The organism is Amycolatopsis sp. NPDC104587, assembly GCF_055583645.1.
In genome coordinates, this window is record NZ_JBVJNO010000003.1 from 712,338 (window position 1) to 727,435 (window position 15,098).

Genomic DNA, 15,098 nt, shown 5'->3' on the forward strand with positions numbered 1-15,098 from the left:
CGACCTCCCTTGTCAGGGTGGACCTTACATCCGTAAGGGTGACCCTGACAAGGACAGGAACGCCGACGTCCAGCCGGCGAGCTCGGTCAGCCGGGCCGTCAGCTCCTCGATCTCGGCCCAGCGGCGGTGCTCGCGCTCCAGGTCCGGGACCAGGAAGTCCTCCACCAGCAACAAGAGCGTCGCGATCTCGTAGGCGACGTCGGCGAGCTGCAGGAAGGGCCGGTACTCGGCTTCGGCGCCCGTCCCGTTCCGCGCGGCCCAGTCCCGGGCGCCGTGCCCGGCCGTGCGGCACACCGCCACGACCGTGCGCCGGAGGTCGCCGCGGCGGGAGTCCGGTGCGCCTTCGGCCAGCGGGGCGACGTTCCAGGCCACCGACAGCAGGCAGCACCCCGCGTCGTCCATCGAGTTGTTCATCACGGACGTACTCTGCGGACCCGCGGGCACAGTCCCGCCGTTCCGACTCGCGGGGTCACGCCATCGTGTGAAGAACCGGCCCCGATCGAGGAGTCAGCTCCGGGTGAGCATCGGCAGCGAGACGAAGTCCGCGAGCGCCTGCTGGCCGGCGGCGTTGGCGTGGATGCCGTCGCCGTTGTCGTACGCGGCCAGGATGCTGTTGGGCTTCAGCGGATCCTTCAGCACCTCGTCGAAGTCCACGACACCCGAACACAGCCCGCCGCAGGTGTTCCACTTCTGGACGAACAGCGCGATCTCGTGCCGGTCCAGGTTGTTCCGGTCGCTGTACCCCGGCCGGGGTGTGCTCGGCGTGACGTAGACGCTGATGCCCGCGGTCCGCAGCCGCCGGAAGACCTCGCGGTAGCTGTCGAGGATCGTCGCGGCGTCACAGCCGAACGCGAGGTCGTTGGTGCCGTAGTAGTAGAGCACCGACCGGACGCCGTGCAGCGCCAGCACGTCCCGGTCGAGGCGGCTGAGCGCGTCCAGCCCGGTGATCGACGGCGGTGAGCCGGGACAGCTCTTCGCGCTCGTGGTGCCCGAGACACCGGCGTTCGCCACGGCGAGCGGGGCCGACGCCGCGACGATCCGCCGTGCCAGGTCGTCGGTCCACCGCCGGTCCGCGCCGAGCTGGGTGCAGCCCGGGCCGCAGTTCGTGCTGCCGATGCCGTCGACGACCGAGCTGCCGAACGGGACGACCGTGCCCGTCAGCGCGAGGTTGTGCACGTCGACCGCGCTCACCACGTACGTCGATCCCACCGTCGAAGTGAAGGCTCCGCCGGAGACGTCGGCGGTGTGGTCACCCGATCCCGGCGGGGTGAGGTAGTTGACCCGCAGGGCAGCGCCGTGCCGGCCGGGTGTGGCCGTGCCCGCCACGAACATGCTCACCGCGAGGTTCGTGTCCGGGCGCGTGACCAGCCGGGTTTCGTCGCTCCAGACCTCGCCGCCGGCGGGGATCGTGACCGCGCGCCGGCCCGCGAAGGTCAGATCGCGCGCTTCCGCGACCGCGGCGCCGTCCGTGGTGACGCCCGCGGTGGTGTGCCCGATGGTCAGCGGCCCGGCGCCGAAGGTGTTCTGGAGCCGGACGCGCACCGCGTCACCGCCCTGGCTCAGGTGGGTGATCATCCGCAGCGACTGACCCGACACCGGCGCGTCGGCCCGGCCGTCCTGCGACTGGGCCCACGAGGTGAACCAGGCGGGCCGCGCCCCCGCCGCGCCCGGCGCGGAGACGACGACGGCCGCGGTCACGGAAACCGCGGCCAGCAAGGCGATCCTGCGCACGGCGCCTCCCTGGTCCACAAAGGACATCCGGGGTGACACCGGCGTCACCGCTCCTGACCGATCGTAGGGAGCCGGTCACGGGGCGACAAGGACACCGGGGCGGTCCTGTCCGATCTTGTCAACCACGCCCGTTTCGAGTTCGATGGGGGAACATGACCCTCAGAGGCCTGCCGCGACCAGGCGAAACCCCTCCCCGGCTCTTCGGTGACCCGTACGAGACCCCGGACGGCACCACCGTCATCACGGTCAGCAGGCCGCCCGGGGTGTTCGCGATCCGCGACGGTCAGGCCAAGTGGGAGCCGGCGGTCAACGCGACCCTGGTCGCGGTGCTGGCCGTGACCACCGGGCTCGTCGCGGCGACGCTCGGCACCCTCGCGGTGCTGCGCCGGCCACCGTGGCCGGACCTGTCCGGCTGGAAGCGCTAGGCCTGCTGACCGGCGGCGAGCGCCTCCACCCGGCCCATCGGGCCGTTGTAGTAGTTCTGGTCGCCCGGCAGGCCGCCGCCGCGGGCGAACTGCCAGATGCTCTGCTTGTCCCAGCCCGCGGGCAGCTCACCGACCTCCGGGCCGTACCGCGCCAGCCACAGCGGGTCGGTGTTGCCGAACCGGTCGGTGTTGCCGGTGCAGGTCTTCCACCACGACGTGCTCGTGTAGATGAGCGCGCTGCGCTTGGCCTTCGCCAGGTAGGTCCGGGTGAAGTCGGCGATCCACGCCGTCATGTCGGCCGGGCTCTTGCCGTAACAGACGTCGCCGTACGGGTTGTACTCGATGTCCAGCGCGCCCGGCAGGGTCTTGCCGTCCGGGCCCCAGCCGCCGCCGTGGTTGATGAAGTACTCCGCCTGCTCCGCGCCGCCGGAGATGTCCGGGCGCGCGAAGTGGTACGCGCCGCGGATCAGGCCCGCCGAGTGGGCGCCGTCGTACTGGCCGATGAACTGCGGGTTGAGGAACCCGGTGCCCTCGGTCGCCTTGACGTAGGTGAACTTCGCGCCGGCGGCGGCCGCGGCGCCCCAGTCGACCGGGCCCTGGTGCCCGCTGACGTCGTGGCCGAGCGTCTGCCCGGCCGGGTCGACCCGGGCACTCCCCTGCACGCCTTCGTGCAGCGCGATCTGGGTGCCCGCGAAGTTCGTGTCCGCGAGTGAGTAGTCGGGCGCGGCTTCGGCGGGGACCGCGACGACCACCGAGGCGAACGCGGCCAGCGCGCCCGCCGCGGCGAGCCGGGCCCGCCACCGCTGTTCGTCGTGTCCGGCAACGGTTCGGCTCATCGGGGCTCCGATCTCGGTACGGGCACGTTCGCAGCCCATGGTGCCTGCCCGTATCGCTCCCCGCGAGCGATGTGTCACTCGATGTAGTGATCTATAGCTCGGTGGTGATGATCGCTTCGACCAGCACCTCCCCCACTGGGGTGAGTTCGACGACGCCGTCGTCCGGAAGCAGCCGGACGAGCCCGCGCGAGGCCAGCGAGCGGAACTTCCCGAGCCACGGCTCCGCGAACAGCGACCGGCCGGGGAACCGCTCTGCGTGCAGGGAATCCCGCAACGGCTGCAACGTCGTCAGCGCCATCTTCACCGCCCGCGCCTCCTGCGCTTCCGCGGTGAAGCGCGTCGCCGAGCCCAGGGGAATCCGCCCCGCCTCCACGGTTTCGATGTAGCGCTTCGAGTTGACGTCGGAGATGGCCTCCGACGCGCGGCAGCTCGAGCTGCCGCCCAGCCCGATCGCGACCTCGGCCTCCTGCTTGTCCTGGTCGACCATGATGGACTTCCACTTCTCGGGCCCGAGGCCGTCGCGCGCGAAGTACATCGTCGGGTGCTCGGTGTAGCCCGCCTCGCGCAGCCCGTCGGTGAGCAGCTCCCGCATCTGGTACTGCTCGCCGAGCGTCGGCCAGCGGTGGCCGTCGCGCACCAGCTTGTCCCGGTAGGACGGCAGCTGCCACGCGGCCGGCTTCTCGCCGGTGACACCGGTGCGGGTGTCGCTGTAGGACGCCAGATGCAGCTTGGTGCACACGACCGCCGTGACCTCGTTCTCCAGCACGACGTCGAGGTCGCGGCGGACGCTGTCGAGGGTCTGGTCGAGCAGGCCGTACATCAGGTCGATGCTGACCCACTCGAAGCCCGCCGCCGTCGCGTTGCGGACGAAGTCGACGCACATCTGCGCGCTGTGCTCGCGCCCGCACAGCTCCAGCACGTGGTCGTCGAAGGACTGGACCCCGCTGGACAGCTTGGTGCAGCCCAGGTCCCGCAGCAGCGCGAGCTTCGCCGGGGTGAACGTGCTCGGGTCGCCTTCGAACCGGATCGTCGTGTCGGCGGTGAAGCCGAACTCCGAGCGGTAGAAGTCCAGCAGGCGGCGGATCTCCGGCTCCGGCAGCAGCGACGGCGTGCCGCCGAAGACGTTGAACTCCCCCACTTCGGCGCCGGCCAGGTGCGGCACGGCGTCGAGCCACATCCGCGCTTCGGCGATGTTCAGGTCGACCCAGTGCTTCGCTTTTTCGTACTGCACCTCGGGTTTGCCCTTGACGAGCACCACCGGGTACTGGCAGAACCGGCAGCGGTAGGCGCACGTCGGGATGTAGGACCAGAGGTGGATCGGGCCGGACGACGCCAGCTGCGTGTCGAGGTCGCTGAGGAACTCCGACGGCGAACCGGGGAGGTTGCCGGGGAACACGTGCGCCCCGAACGGGTCCTCCTGGACGAAGTCGAGCAGGTGCCGGTTCTCCGGCGCCTCGAGGACGTCGAGCACGGCGGGCCGGGGCCACGCGGGGTCGAGCCCGTGCAGCGAGCCGATCGCCGCTTCGTACGCCAGCGTCATCAGAACACCCCTCCGTTGCCGAAGTAGTTGTGGGCTTCGCCCGATTCCCGGTCTTCGCAGTAGTAGTGGACGAACTCGGCGAAGCGGTCGGGTGGCACCTCCGCCAGGCACGGCGGCAGCGGTGGCGGGTGCCCGATGTCTTCGCCGACGTGCTTGCGCAGGCACGCGAACAGCTCGTCGGCGAACTCGAGGTACAGCCGGTACGACGGGGTCTTGTACGCGTGGATCGGCGTGAAGTCGACCACGCGCATCTCGGCGCGGATCTCGGCGATCCGCCGGGCGAGCCGGGCGGCCAGGTCCGCGCCGAAGAACGCGATGACGGCGTCGTCCTCCAGGAGCGCGGGCGTCAGCAGCACCGGCAGGATCGTGTTCTTCGGGGTGAAGTCCTTGATCGAGAACTCCCACGCCTGCCGCGCCTCGGCCTCGGTGAGGTCGACGGCGGTCGTGGGCACCGAAGGCCGGATGTCGCGCATGACGATGATGCCGTCCGAGCCGTAGGCGCGGCCCGCGATGACCTCGTCGATGGCGTGGTCGACGCGCCGCGGGTTGATCTCGACCCGCGAGCGCGGCGCGTAGGTGATGGCGTCGCCGCCGCTGGCGACCTTGATCCCGAAGTCCCAGTCGTCGGAGAGGTGGTTGACGAACTTGCCGTCCTGCAGCTGGTAGAAGATCTCGATGCCGCCGGCGCGCTCGTAGGCGTCGCGCTCGACGGCGAAGCCCTTGCCGTCCGGGAAGCCGCCGAAGAGCGAGAACGTGACGGCGCGGCAGCGCAGCGTCCGCTGGATCGCGTCCCACAGCCGTGGCCGGTTCGTGAAGTGCTCCGCGGTGTAGTAGTAGTCGCAGACGCCGATCGCGGCCTTGCTCGTCTCCATCGCCGCGAACAGCTCGGCCAGCCAGTGCGGGTCGACCCGGCAGTCCGCGTCGGCGGACACGAGGTAGAAGCGCTCCCCCGGGTCGGTGTCGGGCCGGTTGCGGCTGCGCGCCGCGGCGAAGTCCATGCCCGCCCGTCGCGCGCACGAGACACCCTGCTCGGGCTCGGCGATCACGTGCAGCGCCAGCTCGGGATGGGACGCCGCGAAGGCGTGCGCGATGGCGACGGTGTCGTCGGTCGAGTTGTTGTCGACCAGGACGACCTCGTAGCTTTCCTTCTCCAGGTCCTGCTGGTCGTGCAGCGTCCGCAGCACCTCCGGCAGGTTCGCGGCCTCGTTGTACACCGGCAGCACGACGCTCAGCCGCGTGCCGGCGCCCATCGGCGGCGGGTACAGCCGGTCCACCAGCTCGTCGACGACCCGGGTGCCGAACCGCGCCTGCCCGAGATCGGAGTTCGCCCGCACCACTTCCGCTCGTTTCCCTTCGTCGGTGATCAGCTCGGCCACTTCGCGGGCGAACGCCGCGTCCGGCAGGTCGCGGGTCCGGATGTCGAGCACCGGCGCCCGGAACCCCTTGCTGCCGTAGACGACTTCGTAGAGCTCGTACCCGCTGGTCGCGTACGGCGTCCCGGAGGCGATCGCCTCGCTGACCGGGTTGCCGTAGCTCTCGTAGTCGTAGGAGGTCAGGAACAGCACGACCGTCGTGTGCGCCAGGAGGTCCCGCACCGAGTGGCGGCCGGGCACGACGGTGTCGTACGGCGTCAGCCAGCCGCCGAAGACGACCCGGTCGCGCACACCGAGCCGGTCCGCCAGCTCCGTGAGCCGGACGTGCTCGGCGGGCGCTTCGGCGACGTCGCCCGCGACGAACAGCCACGCGTCCGGCAGCAGCGCGAGCAGGTGGAGGTCCCGGTCGATGCGCTTCTGCGGGATGATCCGCGTGATCCGGGCCAGCAGCGGGACGTCCTCGGGAATGCCGTGGTCACGCCGGAAGGTCGCGTTGCGCTCGTCGAGGCGCGCGGGCGCGATGGTGAACGCGTTGGGCAGGACGTCGATGTTCCGCAGGCCGGGCACCCATTCGAGCGTCCGCGCCCGGGCCTCTTCGTGCAGGGCGAAGTAGTGGATGTGCGGTGAGCTCCGCGGCGCGGGCACCCCCGGGTACGGGAACCGCCCGTACTTCGCGATGCCCGGCTCGCTCTGCCACATCAGGTCGTGGTCGCGCCAGAACACGAACCGGCCTAGCCGGTGGCGGGCGCCGTACCGGTCGATCGCGCGGTAGAGCGCCTCGGTGTAGGTGAGGTTCTCCGGCAGCGTGCCGTTCTCGACCATCACCATCGTCACGCCGAGACGCTCCCAGGTGGCGACGATCTTCGCGGCCAGCTCGCCGGCGATCCGGTCGATCTCCGGCCGCAGGCTCTCGTCGCCGCGCTGGACGACCTGCGCGAGCACCCGTTCGACAAACGCGCCGTCGTAACCGCGGACGTCTTCGACCCCCTCGACGCGGTCGAGCGTGACCCACTCGGGCAGCAGCCCGGCCTCGTCGCGGTAGGGCCGGAAGAAGGCGCCCTTGTCGGCCTTGATGTCGTAGCCGAGGTCGAGGTGGACGCGGAGGCCCCGGGCGGCCGTCCGGCGCGCCGTCTTGAGGAACTCGACCACGACCCCGGACAGCGGAGTGGCGTCGAAAGAAACGCCCCAAAGGACTGACATCGATGTCGGACTCCCGTCTCGGCTTCGCCGTCGCCTCAACCCTAACCGCGCCCGCCGGCGGCGGCCGCGTGAACGAGGAAGCGCTTTCCTTTTGCCGGAAGTGCTTGACCAGCGGCCCCGGACGCCTCAGCATGTCGCCATGAACCGGGCACTGGGGGTGCTGACCTGCGGTGCCTTCCTTTCGGTGGTGCTCGGGGTCCTCGGGTCCGGGGAGCCCGTGCTCTCCCTCGTCCTCGGCGCCGTCTTCGCCGTGCTGGCCACCGCCGGCTTCGGCTGGGTGCGCGAGCGCGGCCGGGCGGTGTGGCCGGCCGCGTACGTCGCCGTCCAGCTCCCCCTGGCCTTCGTCGTCTTCACGATCAACGCCGGGGTCGGGGCGACGCTGTTCCTCGTGGTGCTGGTCAGCCAGTGCGTGGTGCTGCGGCTGCCGCGGCCGGCGATCGCGCTGGTCATCGCCGTGGTCCCGCTGGTGCACCTCGGCATGTCGCTCGGCGAGGGCCTGCGCGAAGGGCTCGGCACGCTCGTGTCGGTGCTGTTCGCGGCCGTCGTCACCGAGCTGCTGCTGCGCGAGCAGCAGTCCCGCGGCGAGCTGGCCGAAGCGCACGAGAAGCTGCGTGACTACGCCGCCCAGGCCGAGCGGCTCGCGACGGCGCAGGAGCGCAACCGCGTCGCCCGCGACATCCACGACGGCCTCGGGCACTCGCTCACCGTCGTCCAGATGCAGGTCAAGGCCGCGCGGGCGGTGCTGCCGACCGATCCTGGCAAGGCCGACGACGTGCTCGCCAAGGCGCAGGAACAGGCCGAGACCGCGCTGGCCGAGGTCCGCCGCTCGGTCAAGGCGTTGCGCGAGCCGCGGCCGACGCCGTTGGCCGACGCGTTGCGGACGCTGGCCTCGGAAGCCGGTGTCCCGGCCGAGCTCACGGTCTCCGGCGCCGAGCGGCCGCTGCCGGAAGAGCACCGCGAGGCCCTGTTCCGGACGGCGCAGGAAGGGCTGACGAACGTCCGCAAGCACGCCGCCGCGGACCGCGTCGACCTGGTCCTGGCCTACGCCGACACCTCGGTCCGGGTCGTCGTCCGCGACGACGGCGCCGGCAGCGACGGCGCCGCGTCCGCCGGGTTCGGGCTGCTGGGGCTGCGGGAACGCGCCGAGCAGCTGGGTGGCAAGCTCGACTTCACCTCGGCGCCGGGCGAGGGCAGCGCGCTGAGCATGGAGGTCCCGGGATGACACCGGTCCGCGTCCTGCTCGTCGACGACCAGGCGCTGTTCCGCGAAGCCCTCGCGACGCTGCTGGCGACCCACGACGGCATCACCGTCGCCGGCGAGGCGGGCAACGGCGAGGAAGCCTTGCGGCAGGTCGCTTCCGTGCGCCCCGACGTCGTCCTGATGGACCTGCGCATGCCCGTCCTCGACGGCGTCGGCGCGACCCGGCGGCTGCGGCTGGCCCACCCGGACGTCCAGGTGATCGCGCTGACGACGTTCGACGACGACGAAGACGTCTTCGCGGCGCTGCGCGCGGGCGCGGTCGGGTACCTGCTCAAGGACGTCTCGTCGGCCCGGCTGATCGAAGCGGTGCTGGCGGCCGCGCGGGGCGAGTCGGTGCTGCAGCCGTCGGTCGCCGCGAAGGTCGTCGCGCGGTTCGCGGCGCTGTCCGAGCCGAGTCCCGAGCCGCTGGTGGTGCCGCTCTCGGAGCGGGAGCGGGACGTGCTGCGCCTGCTCGCCGACGGCCGCAGCAACCGCGAGATCGCCGCGACGCTGTTCCTCGCCGAAGGCACCGTGAAGAACCACGTGACGAACGTGCTCGGCAAGCTCGGCGCCCGGGACCGCACCCAGGCCGCGCTGCGGGCGCGGGACCTCGGCCTGCTCTGAGCGGTCACATGACCCGGGTCATGACTTCCGGCACGTCCCCGCGCGGCCGGCACCCGGGACTCTCGTCCAGGAGCGAAACCGCACTGGAGGGAACCCGAGATGACCACCACCGCCCCACCCCGCAGCACCACCCGCAAGCTCGCCCGGTTCACCGGGCATTACGTCGAGATGGTCGTCGCCATGCTCGTCGGGATGATGGCGCTCGGCGCGCTGTGGCCGGCCGCCTGGCTGGAGCGCGCCGACGTCGACGCGATCGTGATGGCCACGGACATGACCGTCGGCATGGTGGCGGTGATGGCCCTGCGGCGGCACTCGTGGCCGCGGATCGCCGAGATGTCCGCGGCGATGTACCTGCCGTTCGTGGTCCTGCTCGTGCCGTTCTGGCTCGGCGCGATCTCCGGCTCGACGCTGATGGTCGCCGGGCACACGATCATGTTCCCGCTGATGCTCGCCGCCATGGTGTGGCGCCGCGCCGAGTACTGGCACTGACGTGCGCACCGTCCTGAAGTGGTTCGCGCTGGTCGTCGCCGTGCTCGCCGTCCCGGCCGGCGGTGCGGCGATCGCCGCCCTCTCCGCGTTCGACGCCCTCTACTCCCCCGGTCCGGCCCGTCCCCTGCCCGCCGCGACGGCGCCGGTCCACGACCCGGCCAAGCCGACCGCGGTGGTCGTGGTCGGCGACCGCGGGGCCGTCGTCTCCGACACCCTCGCGCCGTACGAGATCCTGGCCGCGACCGGCAGGTTCAACGTCTACACCGTCGCGCCGGAGCGCGAGCCGAAGCCGCTCACCGGTGGCCTCGACCTCGTGCCCGACCTGAGCTTCGACGACCTCGCCGCGCGGCTCGGCCCGAAGGCGCCGGACCTCGTTGTCGTGCCCGCGCTCCCGGACGTCGGCGAACCCACCACCGAGCCGGTCAAGAGCTGGCTGCGCACGCAGGCCGCCCACGGCGCGAAGCTGCTGAGCGTCTGCAACGGCGGCGGTGTCCTGGCCTCCGCCGGGCTGCTCGACGGGCGGCCGGCCACCGCGCACTGGCTCAAGATCGAAGCCTGGGAAGCCGACTACCCCGCCGTGAAGTGGGTGCGCGGGCAGCGCTTCGTCGACGACGGCGACGTCGTCACCACGGCCGGGATCCTGTCCGGCATCGACGGGACCCTGCGCTGGGTGGAACGGCTGGCCGGGCGTCAGGTGGCGGCCGACGCGGCGAAGGCGGTCGGCTGGCCGCGGTACGGCACCGACGTCCCGGTCCACGCCCCGGCGTCGGCGCCGGACGCGGCCGCGATCGTCAACGCCGCCTTCCGCTGGAACCCGGACGAGATCGGTGTGCTGCTCTCCGACGGCGTCGGGGAGATCGAGCTCGCCTCGGTGTTCGACACCGAGGGTCAGTCGCTCTCCTCGCGGACGCTGGCCGTGAGCACCGACGGCGCCCCGATCCGGTCGCGGCACGGCCTGACTTTCGTGCCCCGCGCGGCTTTGGCCGACGCCGACCTCGACCGGCTGATCGTCCCGGGCGCGACGCGCGGGGTGACGCCTCCGGCGGGCGGCCCGGCTCCGGAGTACGTCCACGACCGGCCCGGCTTCGCCTACGACACCGCGGTGAGCGCGCTCTCGCGCAGCACGGACGTCGCGACCGCGCGCTGGACCGCGAAGGTCCTCGAGCTGCCCACCGACGGAGTCGTGTTCGAAGGCCGGGCCTGGCCGTGGCTGCCCACGGCGGTGCCGATCGTCCTGGTCGGACTGGGGATCGCCGGAGTCGTGGTGGTGCTCCGGCTCCGTCGGCGCCGGGCGTGAGTCCCGGCCGGGCGGCCCCGCTTCGGCCGGGGCCGCCCGGCCTAAAACGATTTAGCAAATAGCCCGTCGAACTGGGAGGCAGGTCCTCGCTGCTTCCAGTGGAGTATTGCGGTCGCGTGATCCTCTGATTACAGTCACATATCACACCATATTGAAACGTTTAAATACTCCAGTCCCCGCCGTTAGGGAGCCCGCAATGCTGCGTCCCAAGCTCTGGCGCGCGACCACCACCACGCTCGCCGCGATCCTGGTCACCTCCGCCGCCGCGGTCCCCCCGGCGGCCGCCGCCCCTCCCCCGGATCTCGCCGGGGCGCACTGGATCTGGTACCCGGAGGGCGACGCCCGCGTCTCCGCGCCCGCCGCGACCCGGTACTTCCGCACGACGTTCGACGTGGCCGCCGGATCCGTGTCCGACGCCCAGCTGCTGCTGACCGGGGACGACACCGCCGACATCTGGCTCAACGGCAGGCCCCTCGCCTCCTCGGCCCGCACCGCGGACTCCTGGCGGACGGCGCTCGGCGTGGACCTGCGGCCCGCGCTCACCGCCGGGACCAACACGCTCGCGGTCGCCGTCCGCAACTCCGGTGGTCCGGCCGGGCTGCTCGGCCGGCTGCGCGTCACGACCGCGTCGGGGACCACCGACCTGACCACCGGAGCCGGCTGGAAGAGCGCGACGACCGCGCCGGAAGGCTGGGAGCAGCCGGGCTTCACCGACGGAGCGTGGGCCGCGGCCGCGGATCTCGGCGCCTACGGCACCGCGCCGTGGGGCAGCGAGGTCGGAACCGCGCTCGCCCCGGCGCCGGTGTCGGTCGCGAGCGCCACGGTCGGGCAGCGGGTGAACCCGATCGGCGTCGACCCGGCGCAGCCCCGGTTCGGCTGGAAGCTGACGTCCACGGCCGCGCAGCAGCGGCAGTCGGCGTACCAGATCGTGGTGTCCGCCCCCGGGTCCGACGTCTGGGACAGCGGCCGCGTCGCCTCCGCGCAGCAGGCCGACGTCGCTTACGGCGGTCCCGCGCTGGCGTCGCTGACCGCGTACACCTGGCGCGTCCGCGTCTGGGACGGTCAGGGGCGGACGAGCGGCTGGAGCCCGGTACAACGCTTCGAAACCGCGCTGCGCGACCCGGCCACCGAGTGGACGGGCGCGTTCCTCGGCCGCGCCGCGGCCGGGCCGGACCTCGCCGGCGCGAGCTGGATCTGGTACCCCGAAGGCGATCCGGCCGGTGGGGTGCCGCCGTCGACCCGGTTCTTCCGCAAGGCGCTGACCCTGGCGGCCGCGCCGCCGAAGGCCACGCTCGTGGTGACCGGCGACGACAGCGCGACCGTGTGGGTCAACGGAACGCAGGTCAGCGACTCCCCGCGGGTCACCGACTCGTGGAAGACCGCCGCCGTCCTCGACGTCGGCCCGCTGCTGACCGCGGGCGCGAACACGATCGCGGTCCGGAGCGAGAACACCACGCAGAGCCCGGCCGGCGCGATCGTGAAGCTGACCGTCCCGGGTGGACCGGCGGTGGTGTCCGACGGTTCCTGGAAGGCGAGCCAGGCCGGGCCGGACGGCTGGCAGCAGCGCGGCTTCGACGACAGCTCCTGGCCGGCCGCGCGGGCGGTCGCCGCGTACGGCACCGGGCCGTGGGGCGCCAACGTCGCCGTGAGCGCCCCCGCTCCCCTGCTGCGCAAGAGCTTCACCGTCGCCAAGCCGGTCGCGAGCGCGCGGTTGCTCACCACCGCGCTCGGGCTGCAGGAGACGCACCTCAACGGCGTCAAGGTCGGTGCCGAGGTGCTCGCCCCGGGCTGGACGGACTACGCAAAACGCGTGCAGTACCGCGTTTCCGACGTCACCGGGCAGATCCGGTCCGGCGAGAACGTGCTCGGCGCGCTGGTCGGCAACGGCTGGTACTCCGGCAGCGTCGGGATCGCGGGCAGCCAGAAGTACGGCACCGAGCCGTGGTACTCGGCGCAGCTGAAGCTGACGTTCACCGACGGCACGGCCACCACGGTGGCGACCGACGGCACCTGGAAGACCGGCGACGGCGCGATCCGCGCCGACGACCTCTACCAGGGTGAGACCTACGACGCGCGGCTCGCGAACGGCTGGGACCGCCCCGGTTTCGACGACCGCGCCTGGGCGGCGCCGCGCGTCAAGACCGGCGCGAAACCGAACCTGGTGTCCCAAGTGGACAACGGCGTCACCGTGCAGCAGGAGTTCAAGCCCGTCGCCTGGACGCAGCCCAAGCCGGGTGTGTGGGTGGCCGACCTCGGGCAGAACTTCAGCGGCTGGAACCGGCTTTCGGTGACCGGCCCGGCCGGCACGACGGTGACCATGCGGCACGCGGAGGTGCTCAACCCGGACGGCACGATCTACACGACGAACCTGCGCGCGGCGCAGGCGACCGACCGGTTCACCCTCGCGGGCACCGGAAGCGCGGAGACGTACGAGCCGCGGTTCACGGTGCACGGCTACCGGTACGTCGAGCTGACCGGCTTGCCGTCCGCTCCGACGGCGTCGACGCTGACCGGCCGGGCGATGTGGACATCCGGCGCGCAGGCCGGCACCTTCACGACGTCCAACACGCTCGTGAACCAGCTGCAGCACAACATCCTGTGGGGCGAGCGCTCGAACATGCTGTCCGTGCCGAGCGACTGCCCGCAGCGTGACGAGCGGCTCGGCTGGACCGGTGACATCGGGATCTTCGCCGGCACGTCGACGTTCAACCTCGACGTCGCGAACTTCCTCGGCAAGTTCAGCGACGACCTGGTCGACGCGCAGCACGACGACGGGTCGTTCACCGACGTCGCGCCGGGGGTGCTGAGCGGTTCGGGCACGGCGGGCTGGGGTGACGCGGGCGTCATCGTGCCCTACACCCTGTGGCAGCGTTACGGCGACACCGGCGTGATCAACGAGCACTTCGCCGCGATGGTCAAGTGGGTCGAGTACCTGCGGTCGACGTCGGGCGCCGACCTGATCCGCGACCACCAGACGTTCGGCGACTGGCTCAACGTCAACGACAACACTGCGCAGGACCTGATCTCGACGGCGTTCTTCGCGTGGTCGTCACGGCTGGTCTCGCGGATGGCGGCGGCCACCGGGCACACCGCGGAAGCCACGACGTACGGGACGCTCGCCGACCGGATCGGGGCGGCGTTCACGGCCCGCTTCTCCCAGGCCGACGGCACGGTGGGCGCGAACACGCAGACCGGGTACGTCCTGGCGCTGGCATTCGGGCTGCTCCCGGCGAACCGGGTCCAGCCGGCGGCGGACAAGCTGGCGGCGCGGGTGGCGGCGGCCGGCGGGCACCTCAGCGTCGGCTTCCTCGGCGTCGAGAACCTCCTGCCGCTGCTGGCCGCGCACGGCCACGCCGACGTCGCGTACCAGGTGCTGCTGCAGCCGGGCTTCCCCGGCTGGGGCTACATGATCGGGCACGGCGCGACGACGATCTGGGAGCGCTGGGACGGCATCAAGCCGGACGGGTCGTTCAACGACCCGGGGATGAACTCGTTCAACCACTACGGCCTCGGCTCGGTCGGCGACTTCCTGTACCGCTCGGTCGGCGGCCTGGTCCCGGCTGCCCCGGGGTACGCGTCGCTGCTGGTGGCGCCGCGTCCGGGCGGCGGTTTGACGTCGGCGAAGTCGGCGTACGAAACGCCGTACGGTAGCGCGGTCAGCGACTGGTCGATCTCGGCTGGGAAGCTCACGCTGCGGATGACTGTCCCGGTGGGAGCGTCGGCGACGGTGCAGGTGCCGACGTCGCAGCCGGGCTCGGTGGTCGCGCCGCCGGAAGCGGTGCCCTCGGCGCCGGGAACGTACTTCGTGCCCGCGGGTTCGTACGTGTTCACCGCTCCGGCGTGAGGTGAGAACCGCCCCAATGTGGCCTTGGGTGCGTTGAACGCACCGAAGGCCACATTGGGGCGTTTTGTCAGTGGCGCAGGGCGACGTTCAGCACGTCTCCCGCGTGGTCCAGGCAGTCCACGCAGATCACCGCATCCCGCGCCGCACAGTCGACACGCAGCAACGGACGTCGAAGGCCCAGGAAGGTCCGGCGCTCCCGGCGGCCGCAGAACTCGCAGACCGCCGCCAGTGGTGAGGTCACCGCGGCCAGGACGTCGCCGGCCCGGGTCTGCCGGTCCGCGCCGTCGCCGGTCACCCGCAGGCCGGCCTGGACGCAGTCCAGGCAGATCGGGCCGGTCTTGCCGGGCACCCGCGGCCCGGCGGTCCGGCCGCAGAACCGGCAGGGCCGGCCGGCCCCGTTCGTCGCCGTCACCGCGGCCCTCCTCCCGGTTCGCCGCCCGCCGGCCGCGCCGGAAGGCCTCTCTCCGAGTCACGCTACTCGGCCCCGCGGCGCCCGGCCG

12 protein-coding genes are annotated in these 15,098 nt (G+C 72.1%); 6 read left to right on the forward strand and 6 right to left on the reverse strand.

The window, feature by feature from the left end; all coding sequences use genetic code 11:
* Positions 1-24: 24 nt before the first annotated feature.
* Both ACZ61C_RS11470 and ACZ61C_RS11475 read right to left on the reverse strand, forming a co-directional pair.
* The gene (locus tag ACZ61C_RS11470) at positions 25-414 is read right to left on the reverse strand and encodes a hypothetical protein (protein WP_465305649.1); all 390 of its coding nucleotides are present in this window, start codon (positions 412-414) and stop codon (positions 25-27) included.
* A gap of 93 nt (positions 415-507) precedes the next feature.
* On the reverse strand, positions 508-1,731 hold the full coding sequence (locus tag ACZ61C_RS11475; RefSeq protein WP_465305469.1) for a GDSL-type esterase/lipase family protein: 1,224 nt from the start codon (positions 1,729-1,731) through the stop codon (positions 508-510).
* Positions 1,732-1,883: 152 nt separating this feature from the next.
* Here ACZ61C_RS11475 and ACZ61C_RS11480 point away from each other — a divergent pair, with 152 nt between their 5' ends.
* Positions 1,884-2,156 (forward strand): hypothetical protein, encoded by a 273-nt coding sequence (locus tag ACZ61C_RS11480; RefSeq protein ID WP_465305471.1) that lies wholly within the window; start codon positions 1,884-1,886, stop codon positions 2,154-2,156.
* On the opposite strand, the gene ACZ61C_RS11485 is transcribed toward ACZ61C_RS11480, so the two are convergent.
* From ACZ61C_RS11485 to ACZ61C_RS11495, 3 genes are all read right to left on the reverse strand, one after another.
* On the reverse strand, positions 2,153-2,992 hold the full coding sequence (locus tag ACZ61C_RS11485) for a GH25 family lysozyme (protein ID WP_465305473.1): 840 nt from the start codon (positions 2,990-2,992) through the stop codon (positions 2,153-2,155). The genes ACZ61C_RS11480 and ACZ61C_RS11485 overlap by 4 nt on opposite strands.
* Before the next feature lie 91 nt (positions 2,993-3,083).
* Positions 3,084-4,532: a radical SAM protein gene (locus ACZ61C_RS11490; protein ID WP_465305475.1), complete on the reverse strand. Its 1,449-nt coding sequence runs from the start codon at positions 4,530-4,532 to the stop codon at positions 3,084-3,086.
* The gene (locus ACZ61C_RS11495; RefSeq protein WP_465305477.1) at positions 4,532-7,105 is read right to left on the reverse strand and encodes a glycosyltransferase; all 2,574 of its coding nucleotides are present in this window, start codon (positions 7,103-7,105) and stop codon (positions 4,532-4,534) included. The genes ACZ61C_RS11490 and ACZ61C_RS11495 overlap by 1 nt, the downstream gene beginning before the upstream one ends.
* 139 nt (positions 7,106-7,244) lie before the next feature.
* Between ACZ61C_RS11495 and ACZ61C_RS11500 the strand changes: the two genes are divergently transcribed.
* From ACZ61C_RS11500 to ACZ61C_RS11520, 5 genes are all read left to right on the forward strand, one after another.
* Entirely contained in the window at positions 7,245-8,327 is a 1,083-nt protein-coding gene (locus tag ACZ61C_RS11500) for a sensor histidine kinase (protein WP_465305479.1), read from the forward strand.
* The gene (locus ACZ61C_RS11505) at positions 8,324-8,968 is read left to right on the forward strand and encodes a response regulator (protein WP_465305481.1); all 645 of its coding nucleotides are present in this window, start codon (positions 8,324-8,326) and stop codon (positions 8,966-8,968) included. Before ACZ61C_RS11500 ends, ACZ61C_RS11505 begins: the two co-directional genes overlap by 4 nt.
* Positions 8,969-9,067: 99 nt before the next feature.
* Positions 9,068-9,457: a hypothetical protein gene (locus ACZ61C_RS11510; protein WP_465305483.1), complete on the forward strand. Its 390-nt coding sequence runs from the start codon at positions 9,068-9,070 to the stop codon at positions 9,455-9,457.
* A gap of 1 nt (position 9,458) precedes the next feature.
* Positions 9,459-10,754 (forward strand): DJ-1/PfpI family protein, encoded by a 1,296-nt coding sequence (locus tag ACZ61C_RS11515; RefSeq protein WP_465305485.1) that lies wholly within the window; start codon positions 9,459-9,461, stop codon positions 10,752-10,754.
* Between the two features lie 196 nt (positions 10,755-10,950).
* Complete coding sequence (locus tag ACZ61C_RS11520; protein WP_465305487.1) at positions 10,951-14,598, forward strand: family 78 glycoside hydrolase catalytic domain; 3,648 nt, start codon at positions 10,951-10,953, stop codon at positions 14,596-14,598.
* A gap of 67 nt (positions 14,599-14,665) precedes the next feature.
* Here ACZ61C_RS11520 and ACZ61C_RS11525 read toward each other — a convergent pair whose 3' ends face one another.
* Complete coding sequence (locus tag ACZ61C_RS11525) at positions 14,666-15,010, reverse strand: hypothetical protein (RefSeq protein ID WP_465305489.1); 345 nt, start codon at positions 15,008-15,010, stop codon at positions 14,666-14,668.
* Positions 15,011-15,098: the final 88 nt, after the last annotated feature.